14 protein-coding genes are annotated in these 16,843 nt (G+C 68.1%); 5 read left to right on the forward strand and 9 right to left on the reverse strand.

Features of this window, described 5'->3' with window-relative positions:
- The first annotated feature begins 18 nt into the window (after window positions 1-18).
- Together ACLJQ7_RS00610 and ACLJQ7_RS00615 are read left to right on the forward strand one after the other, a co-directional pair.
- Entirely contained in the window at window positions 19-3,753 is a 3,735-nt protein-coding gene (locus ACLJQ7_RS00610; protein ID WP_410646103.1) for a glycoside hydrolase family 2 TIM barrel-domain containing protein, read from the forward strand.
- Window positions 3,754-4,011: 258 nt separating this feature from the next.
- Window positions 4,012-4,416 (forward strand): hypothetical protein, encoded by a 405-nt coding sequence (locus ACLJQ7_RS00615; RefSeq protein ID WP_410646104.1) that lies wholly within the window; start codon window positions 4,012-4,014, stop codon window positions 4,414-4,416.
- Here the strand turns inward: ACLJQ7_RS00615 and ACLJQ7_RS00620 are convergent.
- Window positions 4,394-4,948: a hypothetical protein gene (locus ACLJQ7_RS00620; protein WP_410646105.1), complete on the reverse strand. Its 555-nt coding sequence runs from the start codon at window positions 4,946-4,948 to the stop codon at window positions 4,394-4,396. The genes ACLJQ7_RS00615 and ACLJQ7_RS00620 overlap by 23 nt on opposite strands.
- Window positions 4,949-4,988: 40 nt before the next feature.
- On the opposite strand from ACLJQ7_RS00620, the gene ACLJQ7_RS00625 reads away from it, so the two are divergent.
- Window positions 4,989-6,335, forward strand: a complete 1,347-nt coding sequence (locus tag ACLJQ7_RS00625) for an MFS transporter (protein WP_410646106.1) — start codon at window positions 4,989-4,991, stop codon at window positions 6,333-6,335.
- A 229-nt stretch (window positions 6,336-6,564) separates the two neighbouring features.
- Here ACLJQ7_RS00625 and ACLJQ7_RS00630 read toward each other — a convergent pair whose 3' ends face one another.
- The 7 genes from ACLJQ7_RS00630 to ACLJQ7_RS00660 all read right to left on the reverse strand — a co-directional run bounded on the left by ACLJQ7_RS00630 (window position 6,565) and on the right by ACLJQ7_RS00660 (window position 13,996).
- On the reverse strand, window positions 6,565-7,503 hold the full coding sequence (locus ACLJQ7_RS00630) for a squalene cyclase (RefSeq protein WP_410646107.1): 939 nt from the start codon (window positions 7,501-7,503) through the stop codon (window positions 6,565-6,567).
- Between the two features lie 9 nt (window positions 7,504-7,512).
- Complete coding sequence (locus tag ACLJQ7_RS00635; protein ID WP_410646108.1) at window positions 7,513-8,280, reverse strand: HpcH/HpaI aldolase family protein; 768 nt, start codon at window positions 8,278-8,280, stop codon at window positions 7,513-7,515.
- Window positions 8,265-9,050: a 2-oxo-hept-4-ene-1,7-dioate hydratase gene (gene hpaH / locus ACLJQ7_RS00640; protein ID WP_410646109.1), complete on the reverse strand. Its 786-nt coding sequence runs from the start codon at window positions 9,048-9,050 to the stop codon at window positions 8,265-8,267. Before hpaH ends, ACLJQ7_RS00635 begins: the two co-directional genes overlap by 16 nt.
- Window positions 9,051-9,234: 184 nt before the next feature.
- Window positions 9,235-10,329 (reverse strand): 3,4-dihydroxyphenylacetate 2,3-dioxygenase, encoded by a 1,095-nt coding sequence (gene hpaD / locus ACLJQ7_RS00645; protein ID WP_410646110.1) that lies wholly within the window; start codon window positions 10,327-10,329, stop codon window positions 9,235-9,237.
- Window positions 10,330-10,360: 31 nt separating this feature from the next.
- The gene (hpaE, locus tag ACLJQ7_RS00650; RefSeq protein ID WP_410646111.1) at window positions 10,361-11,866 is read right to left on the reverse strand and encodes a 5-carboxymethyl-2-hydroxymuconate semialdehyde dehydrogenase; all 1,506 of its coding nucleotides are present in this window, start codon (window positions 11,864-11,866) and stop codon (window positions 10,361-10,363) included.
- Between the two features lie 13 nt (window positions 11,867-11,879).
- The gene (locus tag ACLJQ7_RS00655) at window positions 11,880-12,551 is read right to left on the reverse strand and encodes a GntR family transcriptional regulator (protein ID WP_410646112.1); all 672 of its coding nucleotides are present in this window, start codon (window positions 12,549-12,551) and stop codon (window positions 11,880-11,882) included.
- Window positions 12,533-13,996: a fumarylacetoacetate hydrolase family protein gene (locus tag ACLJQ7_RS00660; protein ID WP_410646113.1), complete on the reverse strand. Its 1,464-nt coding sequence runs from the start codon at window positions 13,994-13,996 to the stop codon at window positions 12,533-12,535. The genes ACLJQ7_RS00655 and ACLJQ7_RS00660 overlap by 19 nt, the downstream gene beginning before the upstream one ends.
- 148 nt (window positions 13,997-14,144) lie before the next feature.
- Between ACLJQ7_RS00660 and ACLJQ7_RS00665 the strand changes: the two genes are divergently transcribed.
- The gene (locus ACLJQ7_RS00665; RefSeq protein WP_410646114.1) at window positions 14,145-15,518 is read left to right on the forward strand and encodes an MFS transporter; all 1,374 of its coding nucleotides are present in this window, start codon (window positions 14,145-14,147) and stop codon (window positions 15,516-15,518) included.
- Window positions 15,519-15,536: 18 nt separating this feature from the next.
- Here ACLJQ7_RS00665 and ACLJQ7_RS00670 read toward each other — a convergent pair whose 3' ends face one another.
- Window positions 15,537-16,226 (reverse strand): IclR family transcriptional regulator, encoded by a 690-nt coding sequence (locus ACLJQ7_RS00670; RefSeq protein ID WP_410646115.1) that lies wholly within the window; start codon window positions 16,224-16,226, stop codon window positions 15,537-15,539.
- Window positions 16,227-16,296: 70 nt separating this feature from the next.
- Between ACLJQ7_RS00670 and ACLJQ7_RS00675 the strand changes: the two genes are divergently transcribed.
- On the forward strand, window positions 16,297-16,827 hold the full coding sequence (locus ACLJQ7_RS00675) for a flavin reductase family protein (protein WP_410646116.1): 531 nt from the start codon (window positions 16,297-16,299) through the stop codon (window positions 16,825-16,827).
- The last annotated feature ends 16 nt before the right edge of the window (window positions 16,828-16,843 follow it).

Consider the following 16,843-nt stretch of genomic DNA (forward strand, 5'->3'; position numbering starts at 1 on the left):
TCTGGGAGGTTGAACGCAGTGCTGCGAACACGCCCCATCGTCCTGGTCCTGGCGATGCTCGCCGGGACCCTCGTCGCGGCCGCCGCTCCGGCGGCCGCCGACGTCCAGTCCTATCTCGACGATCCACGAAAAGTCTCCGAAGGACAGGAGCCACCGCACGCTTTCCTCCGTCCGTATGCCGACGTCTCCGCCGCTGCCCGCCGCGACGAACGCAGCCCGTACACGGTTTCGCTCGACGGCAAGTGGCGGATCGCGATGGCGGACAACCCGTCCCAGGTCCCGAAGGGGTTCCACGAGGACGGGTTCGACGCCTCGCGCTGGCGTGAGGTGTCCGTCCCGCACACGTGGCAGACGGACGGTCTGGACCACCCGATCTTCCGCAACATCGCCACCGAGATCCAGCCCGACGACCCGCCGCGTGTCCCGCGTGACGTCAATCCGACCGGCGCCTACGTCCGTGACTTCACCCTGCCCGCGAACTGGGCGGAACGCGCGACCTTCCTGCGCTTCGAGGGCGTCACGTCGGCGTACTTCGTCTGGGTCAACGGGAAGTACATCGGCTACGATCAGGGCGGCTACACGCCGGCGGAGTTCGACATCTCCTCCGCGCTGCGCCCGGGGCCGAACCGGATCGCCGTGCAGGTGCACCGCTGGAGCGCGGGCGCCTACCTGGAGGACGTCGACCAGTGGCGGTACTCGGGCATCTTCCGCTCGGTGACCCTGCATTCGGCGCCGGGGACGTTCATCCAGGACGTCGGGCTGACGACCGACCTCGACGCGACCTACACCGACGCCACCCTCAAGGCCGCGGTCGAGGTCGCCACCAAACCCGGCGGGACCACGGGCAAGCACCGCGTCGGGCTGAGCCTGCGCGACGCCGCCGGCAAGGAGGTCGGGACCACGAGCGGGGAGGTCGAGGCGGGTGGCAAGACCGCGTTGAGCCTGCCCGTCCGCGACCCGGCGAAGTGGACCGACGAGACACCGAACCTGTACACGGCGGTCCTGACGTTGACCGCGCCCGACGGCCGCGTCACGCACATCACCAGCGAGACGGTCGGCTTCCGCGAGATCGAGATCCGCGACAAACAGCTGCTGGTCAACGGGAAACGGGTGCTTTTCAAGGGTGTCAACCGGGCGGAGACCGACCCCGATCACGGCAGGCACGTGCCCCGGCGCGCGCAGGAACGCGACGTCGCGCTGATGAAGCAGCTCAACGTCAACGCGGTCCGCACCTCGCACTACCCGTCGGACCCCTATTTCTACGAACTGGCAGACCGGCACGGGCTCTGGATCGACGACGAGATCGACATCGAGACCCACAACCACGAGAACTGCGCTCAATACTGCCAGGCGAACGACCCGGCCTGGCGGGACGCGTTCTTCGACCGCATGATCGGCATGGTCGAACGGGACAAGAACCATCCGAGCGTCTTCCTGTGGGACACCGGAAACGAGGCGGGCCTCGGCGCGCATCACTTCGCGCTGGCGGAATGGCTGGACGCGAACGAACCGACCCGGCCGATCTACCACCAGTCGAACAGCCCGGACGGGGACGCGCCGTTCGCGGACGTGTGGGGGCCGCGGTATCCGTCACCGGAGAAGTTCGCCGAGCAGGCGAAGAACACCACCAAACCGCTGATCTTCGGCGAGTACGCGCACGCCATGGGCAACAGTCTCGGCAACTTCCGGGAGTTCTGGGACACGATCCGGGCGAATCCGCAGACCCAGGGCGGGTTCATCTGGGACTGGGCGGAGCAGAACATCCGGCAGCGGATCCGGGTCACGCCCGATTCGTCGGGCAACGACATCTCGGCTCATCTCAGCGGCAAGCCGGCGCTGGTCGACGGTCATCGCGGCAAGGCGCTGGCGCTGTCCGGACTGGACGATTTCGTCGAGGTCTACCGCGACCGGAAACTCGACATCACCGGGAAGGCGCTGACCCTGGACGCCTGGGTGAAGCCGGGGAAATGGACCGGTGATTTCCGCATCCTCGGCAAGGGCGATCACCAGTACGCGCTCAAGATGAAGACGCAGGACACGCTGGAGTTCTTCATCCACAGCGGAACGTGGCAGGCGGTGCAGGCCAAGGTGCCCGCCGACTTCTACGGCAACTGGCACCGGGTGAGCGGCACGTACGACGGAACCGCCCTGCGGCTCTATCTCGACGGCGAGGAGATCGGCAGCAAACCGTTCACCGGCGCGATCGACTCGTCTTCGGCGGAGGTCAACATCGGCCGCGACTTCGAGACGTCGTGGAACGACCCGTCGAACATCGGCTGGATGGGCCGCGGCGCCGTCGACGACGTCCGCATCTACGACAAACCGCTGTCCGCCGCGGAGCTGTCCGGCCCCACCCCGGCGGGCGGTGCCGTCTTGGCGCTGGACTTCGACAGCGTCGCGGACCGGGGGAGTCACCTGTCCTACGGCTCCAGCCTGTCCGGTGTGGACGGTCTGATCGACTCGGACCGTTCGGCACAGCCGGAGACCGCACAGATGGCGTGGGCGCATCAGCCGCTCCGGTTCACCTACTCCGGTGGCACGGTTTCGGTGACCAACGAACGGCAGTTCAAGGGCACCGACGAGCTGAACCTGCGGTGGCGGATCCAGGAAGGCTCCCGGATCGTCGCCCGCGGCGAACAGCCGTTGCGGGTCGGCGCCGGGACGACCGGACGGGTCGCCGTTCCCGTGCCGCCGAATCCGGCGGACCGTGAGCGGTTCCTCACGGTCGAGGCGGTGACGACCCAGGGCGAGCCGATGCTCGCGCGGGGACACGTCCTGGCCCACGACCAGTTCTCCCTCGGCGGGATGCGGATTCCCGGCCTGGACCGGACTCCGCTCGACGGGAAGTCCGTCGGGGTCGCCGAGGACGCGGGTTCGGTGACGGCGTCGGCGGCCGGTGTCACGTACCGGGTGGACAAGGCGACCGGTGCGCTGACGTCCATCCGGCACCAGGGCAAGGAACTGCTGACCGCCGGGCCGAAGCTCGACGCATGGCGGGCGCCCATCAGCAACGAGACCTTCGCCTGGGGCAGAGCCGAGGGCGAGGACTGGCGCAAGGCAGGCCTGGACCGCTTGAAGACCACGGTCACCGGAGTGCGGGTCGAGAAGGACGGCTCGCGCGGCGTGCGGGTGATCGTCGACAGCCGGGTCGCGGCGCCCGACGTCGCCGGGGCGTGGTTCGACCAGACGATGACCTACGCCGTCGACCGGACCGGGACCCTGAGCCTGGGCAACCGGGTGGTGCCGCAAGGAAGCGTGCGCACACTGCCGTATCTGCCCCGGATCGGTGTCTCGCTCGCGGTGCCGGACCGATACGACCGGTTCGCCTGGTATGGGCGAAAAGCCGAGAGTTACGTCGACCGGAAGGACGGGACGCCGATCGGCGTGCAGTCGAGCACGGTGGACCAGCAGTACGTCGAGTACCACCGGCCGCAGGACCACGGCAACCACACCGACAGCCGATGGGCGCTGCTCACCGACGGCCGGACCGGTGGCCTGCTGGTCGGCGGCGCGAACGACGTCAGCGTGACCCCGTTCGACGATCTCGACCGAGCGGCGTATCCGTTCCAGCTGCAGCGCAACAAGGGCTGGTCCACCCTGCACGCGAGCCACGCGGTGACCGGGGTCGGGGACACGCCGAACCCGGTGCGGGAACGCGGCCAAGTTCAACCTGACAGCACTTACGAGTACACGCTGTTGCTTCGGCCGTTGACCGCGCAGGAAGCGCGGGCGGGGTTGCCGGCCGGCGGCTGACCGACCGGGCGGGATCCCTTCACGGCGCGGTGAAGGGATCCCGCCCGGCGAAGAACGCGTGCTCCCGTAGTCGTCCCTCGACCTGGAACCCGAGGAGTCGCCGATGGAGTTCGATCGGCGCCTCGTTTGAACGCGTGGATGTGCACTTCGGGCGAAGCCAATCCGTGCTGCTTCGTCCGGGTGATGTCGGCAGGAGGCACGTTCGTGCTCACCCGGTCTCGCTAGTCTTGATCTTCGACTGCGAGGGAGACTGAATTCATGGCGGAATGGGCCGATCTGATCGCGTTCGTACGGCACGAATATCGGGTGGTGAAGGACGAACCGGACGAAATTCGCATCCGATTGTCCTACGGTGACGACGACTACGAAGAGCGGGCCCAGACGGTGGTCATCGCGCGGGAGGTCTTCGACCGCCGCGAGGACTGGGTGCAGATCGCGACGCCGTTCGCGCGCGTCGACCAGGTCGACCTCACGACCGTGCTGACCGAGATCGGCAACACGATCGTCGTCGGCGGACTGGTGGTCATGGGAGAGCACCTGGTGCTGCGCCATTCCCTGCCGTTGGTGAACCTCGACATCAACGAGTTCACCGACCCGCTCGAACTCGTCGCGGGCTCGGCGGAGCTGCTGGAGCAGCAGTTCACCGGACGCGACGACTACTGAGCCGCGAGATCTCGTCGAACGAGGTCACGCGCTCGCATTCCTCTTCCGTGAGCTTGTTGATCGCTGCCCGGTACGCCTGCGCTTGAGCCGTACCGGGCAGTTCGCCGTCGAGGAGAAGCGGAAGACCGAGTTCGAAACCGCAGCGGGCCCGCGCTCCGTAGCGGTGCCGGGCTCGGGCGACCGCGGTGGCGACGCGGAGCCCGTGCTCGGTGCCCGGCGGTGTGGCCGGCCGGTCGGTCTCGATGGCCGCGAACCGGAATCCGTTGGCCTGGTCGCATTTCTCGCAGCCGTCGGGCCCCGAGCCGAGCCCGTTGCCGCAGTCGGTGCAGGTCAACCTGTCGAAGGCGGCGTCGACGACTCGCCATTCGAACACGGAAGTATCGGCGACCACCGATTCGGCGAGGTCGGTTTCCTCTTTCGTCCCGGCGGTCACCTCGTATTCCGCCAGGAACGACCGCCACCGGTCCTCGATGCTCGCTTCGACGGCGGCCAAGGCCTCGGCGGGGGCTCCGCCACGCGGAGGTGCGGTCATGGCAAGACCCTAAACCGTGATCGCCACTAGGGTGTGCGCCATGGGGCCGTCGAGATGGGGTGGGCTCGCGGCTCTGCTCGCGGGGTTCTTCGTACTCCTGCTCGACACGACCATCGTCGCGGTGGCGAGCCCGAGCATCCAAGCCGATCTGGGCGGGGACGTCGCCGCGCTCTTCTGGGTGACGGCGGGCTATCTGCTCGCGTTTTCGGTTCCGCTGCTGGTCGCCGGTCGTCTCGGTGATCTCTTCGACCCCAAGCGTGTCTACCTCTTCGGCATGGGAGGGTTCGGCGTCACCTCGGCGCTGTGCGGGATCGCGCCGTCGATCGGATGGCTCATCGCTTTCCGGATCCTGCAAGGCCTGGCGGCGGCCGCGATGTCACCGCAACCGCTCACGTTGATCCGACGCCTCTTCGCCGAAGACGAGCGGGGTCGCGCGTTCGGCATCTGGGGCTCGGTGGCGGCGGCCGCCACCTTGCTCGGCCCCATTCTGGGTGGGCTGCTGACAGCGAGCCTGGATTGGCGCTGGATCTTCTGGGTCAACGTGCCGCTCTGCGCCGTCGCCGTGGTCATGGGCATCCGCCTGATTCCGGGAAGCCGGGGAAGTGCCACCCGCTTCGATCTGCTCGGAGCCGCGTCGAGTACGGCGGGTTTGAGTCTTCTGGTGTGGGCACTCCTGTCCTGGAGCCCGCTTTCTCTGCCTGCGACCGCCCTCGCCGGTGTGCTGCTTGTCTGTTTCTGGTTTCGGGAACGGGGCCAGGGCGAGGACGCCCTCGCGCCGTTGAGGCTCTATCGCTCGTCCGGGTATTCGTCCGCGAGCCTCGCGATGGCGGCGCTCGGCGCGACGGTTCTCGCGATGGCGTTGCCCACCATGCTCTACATCCAAGAGATACGCGGTTTCGGCCCGATGGAAGCCGCGTTGATCCTCGCACCGGACGCGGTCGTCGCGATCGTGCTGTCGCCACCGGCAGGCCGCTGGGTCGATCGGGCGGGTGGGCGCCGCCCGGCGATACTCGGCATGAGTCTGCTCGCTACGAGTCTTCTGCTCATCGGGCTGGTGGTGGTGGTGAAGCTGAACCCTTGGTGGATCTCGGTGGGCGCCGCGTTTCTGGGGGCTGCCAACGCGCTGGCGTGGTCACCGCTGTCCACCATCGCGATGTCGTCCGTCGGACCCGATGCCGCGGGCGGCGCCTCGGGTCTGTTCAACACGGTCAGGCAGGTGGGTGCGGTGGCCGGGGTGGCGGTGACCGGCGCGATCCTGGCGGGGCTCGAATCGCGGCCGGCCTTGGCTTTCGGTTTCGTGTTCGGGTTCATCGGTCTTGTCGCCGTTGGCGGTGTCGCGGCCGCACTTCGGCTTCCGGAACGGTCGCCTTCGCAATTAGTCGGCTGATTGCTTTAGGGTAGTCGTCGTGTTGGGGGCAAATCACCCTTCAGTATTGTTCGTGCGTTTCGCTTGTTGGCCCTCGGCATGCCCGCATCCCGGCGAATCGGAGTGCCGCGTTCTGTCTGGAGTCTGTGAAGGCCTCCTTGAGGGACCCAGAGTCCCTCAAGGAGGCCTTCACAGACTGCAATAACGCCTGCTCAGCCAAGGACCGCGCGTGAGGAAGGTCCGCCCCTGCTCAAGTCGCGGAATCCCACCAGTTCAGCACCCGACTGCCGTACAGCGTCAACCACTTCGACGGTTCGCCTGCCGCGACGCCGACCTCGAACCACACCTGCCCGGCGTGCCGGTGGGCCTGCAGCCAGGTCCCGTCCGGCTGCCGTGCGGCACGGATGCGTTCGACGGCTTCGGCCATTCGCGGATCCGGAGGCGTGCCGTCGCGCAGGGACGCCTCACGGAAGTAGTCGGCCGCGTTCAGCACGTCGTAGAACCAGCGGAACGGATACGCGAAGACCGTGATCCACGGCGCGATCTCCGACCCGGTCGACAGCCGCCGGAACAGGCCCCGCTCCAGCAGATACTCCTCACCCGAGCGTCGCGCGGCCCGCGAAGCCGGGGTGCCACCGGTCGCGGTCTCGAAGGCGAGCAGGCCTTTCAGCGAGTTCAGCGTCGAGTGCACGGATGAACGTCGGGAACCCGAGACCCACTCGCAGTTCCAGCCACCGTCGGGTTGTCGATGTTCGGAGAACCACGTGACGAGCGGGGCGACGTCGGCGCCGAGCCACAGACCGTTCGCGAGCGTCCACGCGTTGATGCAACAGTCGACCTCGCCGCCCCAGTACGGCAGGTCGTCGTACTCCCACCGGCTGTTCCGAGCGAGGAGTTCGGCCGTCCCAGAAAGGACCGCGGCGTCCATGCCCCACTCGCGCAGAGTGTTGAGCGACCACGTCGTCGCCGTCCACGGCTGTCCGTTCTCAGTACCGGTGAACCCGGCAGGAAAGAACGCGCCGCCCGCCCACTGGCCGTCCGGGTCCTGGTGGGCGAGCAGACGCGCTCCGAAGCCCTCGGTCGCGATCCGTGCCCGCGTCGCCTCCCAGACCTCGAGCGGTTCGTGCGCGAGGTCGCGTTCCACCTGCCAGCGCAGGGCCGGGTCCGAGTCGAGCAGCCACGGGAGCATGCCAAGACCTTAAGCCTGATGCCGCCGCGCGAGCGCCTCCGAACCTTGTGCGAGCAGAGAGACGTCGGCGCCGACCAGCACGAACGCAGCGCCGGCGTCGAGATAGCGCTGAGCCTGTGCGGGGTCGAACGCGTTGACTCCCACCGGCTTTCCCTGAGCAAGGACGGCCTCGAAGGTGCTCAAGACGGCCGCGGTGACGTCGGGGTGCGTCTGCTGTCCGAGCAGGCCCATCGAGGCGGCCAGATCGGACGGCCCGACGAACACCCCGTCGACGCCGTCGACAGCGGCGATCTCTGCGGCCGCCGCGACCCCTGTCGTCGACTCGATCTGGACGAACAGCGACGTGAACTCTTCGGCCTTCGCGAGATAGTCCTCGACTCGGTTCCAGCGCGCCGACCGCGAAAGGGCGCTGCCGACACCACGCACGCCACGCGGCGGATAACGGACGGCCCGCACCACGGCTTCCGCTTCCTCCGCGCTGTCGACCATGGGCACCAGCAGGTTCTGCGCGCCCAGGTCGAGCAGTTGCTTCAGTGCGACAGCGTCGCCGGACGGCGCGCGCACCATCGGCGCTATGGGATAGGCGGCGATCGTCTGCAGCAACAACTGCACCGTTTCGAGTCCGGCGGGGGAGTGTTCGGTGTCGACGAGCAGCCAGTCGAGCCCGGAGCCCGCGCAGATCTCCGCGACGACCGGGCTTCCCGACGTGACCCACATGCCGATCAGTGGCCGTTCGCCCAGCCGATCCCGGAACGGCGGGTCTAGACGAAGCGGCATGTGATCGCCCCCAGGTCCCGATAGTCGGCGGTCACCGTGTCGCCGGGGTGCACCCACATCGGCCGCGTGAACGACCCGGCCAGCACGATATCGCCCGGATCGAGTTTGTCACCGTGCTGGGCGAGCTTGTTCGCCAGCCAGGCGACGCCGTTCGCGGGATGGTTCAGCACCGCGGCGGCGACGCCGGATTCCTCGATGGTTTCGTTGCGGTACAACAGCGCCGAGACCCAACGCAGGTCGACGGCGTCGACGGCGACCGGGTTGCCGCCGTAGACCATCCCGCCCATGGCCGCGTTGTCGCTGATCGTGTCGACGATCGTCCGGCCCGCCATCTCGATGCGTGAAGACAGGATCTCCAGCGCGGGGACGACGTACTCGGTCGCGCGCAGCACGTCGAACACCGTGGTGTCCGGTCCGGAAAGGGAATCACGAAGCACGAAGGCCAGTTCGACCTCGATGCGCACGTTCGAGAACCGGCCGTGCTCGATCACGGAGCCGTTCTCGAACACCATGTCCGCGAAGATCGCGCCGTAGTCGGGTTCGGTGATCCCGGTGGCGGCCTGCATGACCTTCGACGTGAGCCCGATCTTGCGCCCGACCGGACGGCGCCCCGCCGCGATACCCCGGCGCCGCCATTCGTTCTGCACGGCGTACGAGTCCTCGACGGTCATGTCCGGATAGCGTGCTGTCAGCAGCGGGATAGTCTCCCGGGCCTCCTCCGCGGCCGCCAGTTCGTCGGCGATCGCGGTGATCGTTTCCTGTTCGAGCATGTTCCCGCCCTATCGTCTGCTGGTGAACCCGCGACCGCGATCGACGTCGGCAGGCCGCACCTGGTCATCCCCGTCACTGCGGCGGATAGGGCGCCCTGCCACCGCGATAGCGGGGCCTTCGGCCGGGGCGGGTTCACGCGTTCGGTCGCCTTTCAGATACATCTGCAGCTCCGCCAACCGGCACTCAAAGTTGGTTGCCGAGTTTGTACTCGCCCTGTTTCCAGGCCGGCAGTTCGCCATCGTCGTCACCCTTGCGGGTGTAGGAGAAGCCGTCGGCGCCGATGGTGACCTCCAGTTCGCTCTCCTCGGTCCTCGCGGCCACCGGCTGCGGCTTGCCGTCGAGGTCGAGCACGAGCGAGGCGTCGGTGTACCAGGACGGGACCACCGGCGTGCCCCACCAGTCGCGGCGCTGGTTGTCGTGCACGTCCCAGGTGACGACCGGATTGTCGGGATCGCCGGTGTAGTAGTCCTGCGTGTAGATCTCGACACGGTGCCCGTCGGGGTCGCGTAGGTACAGGTAGAACGCGTTCGAGACACCGTGCCTGCCGGGGCCGCGTTCGATGTGATCGGACATCCGCAGCGAGCCGAGTTTGTCGCAAATGGACAGGATGTTGTGCTTTTCGTGCGTGGCGAAGGCGACGTGGTGCATCCGCGGCCCGTCGCCGCCGGTCATCGCGGTGTCGTGCACGGTCGGCTTGCGGCGCATCCAGGCCGCGTACGTGACGCCCTGGTCGTCCTGGATGTCTTCGGTGACGCGGAAGTTGAGGTCTTCCATGTGCTTCACCGCGAGCGGGACGTCCGGCGTGACCTGGTTGAAGTGGTCGAGACGGACCAGCGCGCCCGGGACGTGCAGGTCGTAGCGCCAGCTGAGTCTGTCGACGTGCTGGACGTCGTGGAAGAACTCGAGGGGGAAGCCGAGGGGGTCCTGCACCCGCACCGAGTCGCCGATGCCTTTGGTGAACCCGTTTTCGTTGCGCTCGACCCGGCAGCCCAGCTCCGTGTAGAACGCGACGGCCTTGTCCAGGTCCTCCGGCGACCGCACCCGGTACGAGAACGCCGCGACCGCGGCGACCGGTCCCTGGCGCAGCACGAGGTTGTGGTGGATGAACTCGTCGATCGTGCGGAGGCTGACCGTGCTCTCGTCCTCCTCGGTCACCGTCAGGCCGAGGACGTCGGCGTAGAACGCGCGCGAACGCGCCAGATCGGTGACGACGAGTTCCATGTATGCGCACCGCAGGACGTCCGGCGGCGGCGACTTCGGGGTGGGGATCGGCTTCATTGCGTCATCCTTCGTGGACGGGGGAACGGGGTCAGCCCTTGCCGAAGGCGGGGTTGTGCACCTCGCCGAGGTTGATGTGCACCGCCTGCTGGTCGGTGTAGAAGTCGATCGAGCGGTAACCGCCCTCGTGCCCCAGCCCGGACGCCTTCACCCCGCCGAACGGCGTGCGCAGATCACGGACGTTGTTCGAGTTGAGCCAGACCATGCCTGCTTCGACGGACTGCGCGAAGTTGTGCGCCCGCTTGAGGTCGTTGGTCCAAACGTAGGCAGCGAGCCCGTACTTCGTGTTGTTCGCCAGCGCCAGTGCTTCGTCTTCGCCGTCGAACGGCGTGATCGCGACGACCGGGCCGAAGATCTCCTCCTGGAAGATCCGGGCGTCCGGTTTGACGTCGGCGAACACCGTCGGCGCCACGTAGTTCCCGGTCGGGAAGCCGTCCGGGCGGCCGCCGCCGGCGACCAGCCTGCCCTCGGTCTTGCCGATCTCGATGTACTTCATGACCTTGTCGTAGTGCTCGGGGTGCACCAGCGCGCCGACCTCGGTCGCGGGGTCGCTCGGGTCGCCGACCTTGACCCGCTTGGCCTGCGCGGCATAACGCTCGACGAACTCGTCGTAGATCGCGCGCTCGACCAGGATCCGGCTGCCCGCGGTGCAGCGCTCGCCGTTGAGCGAGAACACACCGAAGATCGTCGCGTCGATCGCGGTCTCGAGGTCGGCGTCGGCGAAGACGATGGCGGGGGACTTGCCACCCAGCTCCATCGACAGTCCTTTGAGGAACGGTGCGGCGTTGCCGAAGATCAGGCTGCCGGTGCCGCTCTCGCCGGTGAACGAGATCAGCGGGACGTCGGGGTGCTTCACCAGCGCGTCACCGGCGTCCTCACCGAAGCCGTTGACGAGGTTGAACACGCCCGGCGGCAGCCCGGCCTCCTCGAAGATCTCCGCCCACAGCGAGGCGGAAAGGGGGGTGAACTCCGCGGGTTTGAGCACCACGGTGTTGCCGGTCGCGAGCGCGGGCGCGAGCTTCCACGACTCCAGCATGAACGGCGTGTTCCACGGCGTGATCAGCCCGGCGACGCCGATCGGCTTGCGGTTGACGTAGTTGATCTGGCGGCCGGGCACCTTGTAGGTGTCGTCGGCCTGCGCGACGATCAGGTCGGCGAAGAACCGGAAGTTCTCCGCCGCCCGGCGCGCCTGGCCCAGCGCCTGCGAGATCGGCAGACCCGAGTCGAAGCTCTCCAGCGCGGCCAGCCGCTTGTCCCGCGACTCGACGAGATCGGCGATGCGGTTCAGCACGCGCGATCGCTCGCGTGGCAGCAGCTTCGGCCAAGGACCCTCGGTGAACGCCTTGCGCGCCGCGGCGACGGCGCGGTCGATGTCGGCCTTCGTCCCCGCGGCGGCCCGGACGTAGACCTCGTTGGTGACCGGGTCGATCACGTCGAAGACGGCGCCGTCGGCCGAATCGGCGAGTTCGCCGCCGATGTAGTGCCGGATCCGCTCCGGGACACCGTCCGGGATCGGCCGGGGAGTCGTGCTGGTCAAGATTCCTCCTCAGTCAGCGGTTCGCGCGCTCTCGAGCGTCCAAAAAGGCCTGCATGGTGGCCCAGCGGTGATTGCGCGCGGCGAATTCGATGTCGAGCGGGTCGGCCTTCTCGGTGATCAGCCGGATGATCTCTTCGTGTTCCTCGACCGACCGGTGCGCGCGGTCGGGGACGAACGCGAACGTGGAGTCGCGCAGTCCGGACAGCCGGGTCCAGCCCTGATGCACGAGGTCGAGGATCTGCGGGTTGGGGCAGCATTCGAAGAGCAGCGAGTGGAACTGCTGGTTCAGTGCGGTGAACTCGTGCGCGTCGAAGTGGTCCAGCAGCGCGATCATGCGCTCGTTCACCCGCCGCGCCCGCGCGATGTTCTCCTCGGACAGCCGCGGCGCGGACAGCGCGGTGGCGACGCCTTCGACGACGCCGAGGGTCTGCATGGCGTGGACGTACTCGTTCTGGTCCACCATCGCCACGCGCGCGCCGACGTTGCGTTCGAAGGTCACCAGCCGTTCGGCCTCCAGCCGCCGGATCGCCTCGCGCACCGGGACGACGCTCATGTCGAGCGCGCCGGCGATCTCGGCGAGGACGAGCCGGTAGCCGGGTCCGTACTCGTGCCGGGCGATCCGCTCACGCAGCCACTCGTAGGCGAGTTCGGATTTGCTGGTCGTCTTCACTGCTTCTTCTGCCATGCCTCATACCTTTCCCGCCACAACGGGTTCAGCGGGAAGAGCCCCTCGATCGGGCGGCCCTGTCCGACCTGCTCGGCGATCCAGGAGTCCTCGTCCTCCTGGACGAGCGTCGCGTCGGCGATTTCTTCGGCCAGCGATGGCGGGATGACGACCACGCCGTCGTCGTCGCCGACGATGATGTCGCCGGGCAGCACGGTGGCCCCGCCGCAGGCGACCGCGACGTCGGTGTCCCACGGAACATGCTTGCGGCCGAGGACCGCCGGGTGCGGGCCCTGCGAGAACACCGGGAGCCCGGTCGCGGCGACGGCCTCGAAGTCGCGGACTCCGCCGTCGGTGATCACGCCGGCCGCGCCGAGGTGACGCGCCCGCAGTGCCAGGATGTCGCCGAGCGTCCCGGAACCCTTGTCACCGCGGGCTTCGATGACGATCACCTCGCCGGCGCCGACCGAGTCGAAAAGGCGTTTCTGCGCGTTGTAACCGCCGCCGTGGGACTTGAACAGGTCTTCGCGGTTGGGTACAAAACGCAAGGTCCTCGCCGTGCCCACGACCTTCGAACCGGGCAGATTGGGGCGTACGCCGTCGATCGCGACGTTGTTCAGCCCGCGTTTGCGCAGCTGTGCGGACAAGCCCGCGACCGGTGCGCGCAGCAGCTTGGCGCGAAGTTCTTCGCTGAGCGCGGGAGTGTCCTCTTCGGCCTGCTCGACGGGCGTCCCCCAAGCCTCGGCACGCTGTTTGTCGTCGACCTCGGGCAGGCTGCCGATGTCCGAAAAGGACCGGATGCCCTGGGTGACGGTGGTGTGGAGCCGTCCGCTGCTGACCGAGGTGCCGGGAACGTCCACTTCGACCACGACGACGTCGCCGGGCGAGACCACCGACGACCCGGCGGGAGTCCCGGTGAGGATGACGTCGCCCGGTTCGAGGGTGAAGTGCTGGGAGAGATCGGATACGAACTGCCGCAAGGGGAACAGCAGCCCGGCCGTGGTGTCCTCCTGCACCAGGTCGCCGTTCACCCAGGTGCGGACGCGCAGCGACGAGGGGTCGACGTCGCGCGCGTCGATGAGGCCGGGGCCGAGCGGGGTGTAGCCGTCACCGCCCTTGGACCGGACGTTGGAGCCCTTGTCCGCGGTGCGCAGGTCGTAGAGGCCGAAGTCGTTCGCGGCGGTGACCGCGGCGACGTGTTCCCATGCCTGGTCCGGTTTCACCCACCGGGCCGCGGTGCCGATGACCAGCGCGATCTCGCCTTCGAAAGCCAGCAGTTCGGTGCCTGCCGGACGTTCGACCGTACCGCCGGACGTGCCGATCGAGCTCGACGGCTTGAAGAAGTACGACGGGTTCGCCGGACGCCGTCCGCGCTGCTCGGCGCGTGACGCGTAGCTGAGATGGACGGCGATGATCTTGCCCGGCCGGGTGGCCGTCGGACCGGACGGTGCCTCGTAAGTGCCCATGTTCCCCTGAATCCTCGACCCTTGCTTCGTATCTAATAACGTATATGATTCCGTGCCACAGTGGCAAGGCGGTCACCGAGTGGCCTTCGCCTCGCCCGAGATCCCTGCGGGCCGCCACTCGCGTCAGGCCTACGTCAAAGGAGTCAAGGTGTCGAATCCAGCGCAGGATGAACGCACGCCAGGCCGAACCGCCCCACCGTCTTCCGATCGGCGCCGGGTCGCGTTCGCGACCGTCGTCGGCACCACCGTCGAGTGGTACGACTTCTTCGTTTACGCGTCGGCCGCCGGTCTCGTCTTCGGAAAGCTGTTCTTCTCCGGCCTCGGTGCCAACAGCACGCTCGTCGCCTTCGCCACGGTGGGCGTGAGCTTCCTGTTCCGCCCGCTCGGGGCGTTCCTCGCCGGGCACTTCGGCGACAAGTACGGCCGTCGGGTGGTCCTGGTGCTCACCCTGATCCTGATGGGCGCCGCGACCACGTTGATCGGCGTGCTGCCGACGTTCGACCAGATCGGTGTCCTCGCGCCGGTACTGCTGATCCTCCTGAGGATCCTGCAGGGAGTTTCGGCGGGCGGTGAATGGGGCGGCGCCGTACTGATGGCCGTCGAGCACGCGCCGTCGCAGCGCAGGGGGCTCTTCGGCGCCTCGCCGCAGATCGGTGTCCCGCTCGGGCTGCTGCTGGCCTCCGGTGTCCTGGCGCTGACCAGCCTGCTCGTCCCCGGCCAGGCGTTTTTCGACTGGGGCTGGCGCATCCCGTTCCTGCTCAGCGTCGGGCTGATCCTGGTCGGCCACTACGTGCGGCACCGCGTCGAGGAGAGCCCGGTCTTCCGGGAGATCGCGGAGCGTCGTGAGCAGACCCGCACCCCGATCATCCAGCTGTTCCGCAAGCACGCCGTGCTCGTCCTGGTGGCGGCGCTGGTGTTCGCGGGCAACAACGCCGTCGGCTACATGACCACCGGCGGCTACATCCAGAACTACGCGACCAACCCGAAGGGCCCGATCGGCCTCGAACGCGGCCCGGTGCTGTGGGCGGTGACCGCGTCGGCGGCGACCTGGCTGCTCTCGACGTGGGCGGCGGGAGCGGTGTCCGACCGGATCGGCAGGCGGCGCACCTACGTGGTCGGCTGGATCGCGCAACTCGCCGGCGTCGCGCTGCTCTTTCCCTTGGTGGACACGGGGAACATCGTGCTGCTGGCGCTGGGTCTGATCATTCTCAGCGTCGGGCTCGGCTTCACCTACGGCCAGCAGGCGGCGTTCTACGCGGAGCTGTTCCCCGCGTCGATCCGCTTCTCCGGCGTTTCGATCTCGTACGCACTCGGCGCGATCCTCGGTGGCGCGTTCGCGCCGACGATCGCCACCGCGCTGGTCGACGCGACCGGCACGTCGGTGTCCGTGGCCGTCTATCTGGCCGGGATGACCGTCGTCGGGCTCATCGCCACCTTGCTGCTGCGTGATCGGTCGGGAATCCCGCTCGGACCGGACCACGAAGCCGAGCAGTCGGTCAGCCCGCTGCGCTTCTCGAAGTGATACCGCCGTCTGTGACGCTCACCCGCCGAGAGCGTCACGGACGGCCTTCGCCGCCGCCTTGAGCCGCTCCGCGAGCTCGGCGGGGGTTCGCGTGCTGGACAGGTAGACGACCGCGAGCGCCGCGGGGGCGTGACCGCGCAAGGGGAGCGGCACGGCCACCGAGCTGAGGTTCTCGATCACCTCGCCGTGGCTGTCCGCGTACCCGCGGTCGGCCACTTCCTGGATCCCCTCTTGCCAGTCCTCTTCAGGCAGCTGGGAAAGGATCGCGCGGCCGGGAGCGCCCGCGGTGAACGGATGCCTGGACCCCGGGCGCTGCGCGACGGACGCGACGGCGTGCCGGGGTTCCACGCTGACCAGGGTCACGCATTCGTCGCGGTCCATCACCGCCACGAAGCACGTCATGCCGAGCTCGTTCGCGACCGCGGTCAGTTCGGGCAGCGCCGCGGCCTGCAGATCGTGTTTGATCCCCGCCGCGAGCGCGGCCAGCCGTGCGCCGAGTTCGTACTTCCCCGCAGGCTCCCGCGTGAGGAGCCCGTGCTCTTCGAGGGTGCGGATGAGCCGGTACGCGATCGACCGGTGCACGCCGAGCCGTTCGGCGATGCGGTCGACACTGAGCGGTTCTTGGGCGTCGGCAAGGACTTCGAGCACTCGGATACCGCGACTGAGCGTCTGGGACGTGCTCGCGGTCTTGCGGGAGTCCGAAACCATCGTATACGATCCATTTCGATAGTTGAACTGACTGTTCGATTATAGAACAGGAATCGGCTGGGTGGTCATGATGTCACGCGAAACCAGTTTCTCGCCGGGATCGAGCCTGTATCGGCCGCCCGCGCAGTTCTTCCGCGGCTGTCTCGGCCGCTTCGCGACGGGGGTGGCCATCGTGACCTTCGATGCCGCCACGAAGCGGCACGGCCTGACGGTGAACTCCTTCACCGCGGTCTCGATGGATCCGCCGCTCGTGCTCGTCTCGATCCAGCGCACCTTGAAAAGCCATGACCTGCTCGCCGGCCGCCCGTTCGCGGTCAACGTCCTCGGCGCCGAGCAGGAGGCGCTGGCGATGAACTTCGCCGGCCGCCCGACGCCCGAAGGCGCGCCGACGTGGGTCGAAGGCGGGCACGCGCCGCGGCTCGGCGGCGTCCTCAGCTGGTTCGACTGCACGCCGTGGGCCGCCTACGACGGCGGCGACCACACCCTGTTCCTCGGCGAGGTGCGGGAGTTCGACTACCGCTCCGGTGACGCGCTCGGCTTCGTCAACGGGCAGTTCTCGACCATCCACGAATCCGCGCAAGGCCACGAATCCCTGTTCTGACAACGACGTCCATCCC

This window comes from Amycolatopsis sp. cmx-4-54, assembly GCF_046548895.1.
Lineage (GTDB): Bacteria > Actinomycetota > Actinomycetes > Mycobacteriales > Pseudonocardiaceae > Amycolatopsis.